This is a genomic window from Gordonia sp. i37, from assembly GCF_002043085.1.
Classification (GTDB): Bacteria; Actinomycetota; Actinomycetes; order Mycobacteriales; family Mycobacteriaceae; genus Gordonia; species Gordonia polyisoprenivorans.
This window is the reverse complement of record NZ_MVPX01000248.1, coordinates 1-1,435: the sequence shown is the minus strand read 5'-3', so window position 1 is coordinate 1,435 and position 1,435 is coordinate 1. Positions and strand designations below refer to the sequence as shown.

2 protein-coding genes are annotated in these 1,435 nt (G+C 66.1%); one reads left to right on the top strand and one right to left on the bottom strand.

The window, feature by feature from the left end; all coding sequences use genetic code 11:
• Positions 1-397: PIG-L family deacetylase (locus B1964_RS11555; protein ID WP_172398818.1), on the bottom strand; the 397-nt coding region annotated here is incomplete at its 3' end.
• Positions 398-580: 183 nt separating this feature from the next.
• Between B1964_RS11555 and B1964_RS11550 the strand changes: the two genes are divergently transcribed.
• A partial coding sequence (locus B1964_RS11550; protein ID WP_172398817.1) for an ATP-binding protein occupies positions 581-1,435 on the top strand: 855 nt, incomplete at its 3' end.

The following is a 1,435-nucleotide window of genomic DNA, read 5'->3' as shown; positions in this document are numbered from 1 at the left end:
CCCCCCCCCCCCCCAGCCGGTGCGCGTGAACGTGATCGCGGTGCCCGTAGATGCCGACCGGATCGTAGGTGAGCAGGATCTCCGGGCGCAGCCGGCGGATGTGGCCGACCAGAATCCGCACCTGCTTGTCGAAGCTGACGTCGCAGAATCTCTTCGCGCCGGGCGCCGACACGGGGACCCCGTCGTCGGCGAATCCCAGCATGATCGGCTCGCGTGTCACCCCGAGCTCGGTGAGTGCGTTGCGCAGTTCACCGTGCCGGGACGTACCCGTCGCCCAGGTCGCGGTCACCACCGACACGTCGCCGCCGAGTTCGACGTGACGGGCGATCGTGCCGCCGGTCCACAATGATTCGTCGTCGGGGTGGGCGTGCACGAGCATCATCCGCGGAACCGTCATCTACCGTCGTCACCTCCTCGGTGTCGGGCGACCGGGCGCCGTCGATCGTGCGAGACCCTGTTCAGCGTACTGCGTTCACGGCTCGCTAAAATCCGACGTTGTCCCCCGACCCGGGCAGACCGCGTCCGCCGCGGCGCACGCCCGGTCGGGGATAGGTGATCCATGAGCATGTGGAGGTCGTCGATGAGTACCGCATCAGAAGTCAGAGAATTCCAGGCCGAGACCCGGCAGCTGCTGGACCTGATGGTCCACTCGATCTACTCCAACAAGGACAGCTTTCTGCGGGAGTTGATCTCGAATGCCTCGGACGCGCTCGACAAGCTGCGTCTGGAGTCGTTGCTGAACAAGGATCTCGACGTCGACACGTCGGATCTGCACATCACGCTCGAGACCGTGAAACCGGCCGAGGGCGAGTCGGGTCCGCGGTCGCTGACCGTGCGCGACAACGGCATCGGCATGTCGCGCGAGGAGGTGGTCGATCTGATCGGCACCCTCGCCAAGTCGGGTACCGCGGAGTTGCGTAAACAGCTCGCCGAGGCCCAGAAGTCCGGGTCGGACTCCGCTGCGACCGACGAGCTGATCGGCCAGTTCGGAATCGGCTTCTACTCCACGTTCATGGTCGCCGACACCGTCACCCTGGTCACCAGGAAGGCGGGCGAGGCAACCGGCACCCGATGGGAGTCGACCGGGGACGGCACCTACACCCTCGACGAGGTCGCCGACGCGCCGCAGGGCACCGCCGTCACCTTGACGCTCAAGCCCGTCGACACCGAGAACCACCTGCACGACTACACCGACCCGGCCACCTTGCGCTCGTTGGTCAAGAAGTACTCCGACTTCATCGGCTGGCCGATCCGGATGGATGTCGAGAAGACCACCACGACGCCCGCCGAGGAAGAGGGCGGTGAGCCGACCACCGTCACCACCGTCGAGCCCGAGACCATCAACTCGATGAAGGCGCTGTGGGCGCGCTCGCGCGATGAGGTGTCCGACGAGGAATACGAGGAGTTCTACCGGCACGTCTCGCATGCGTGGGAC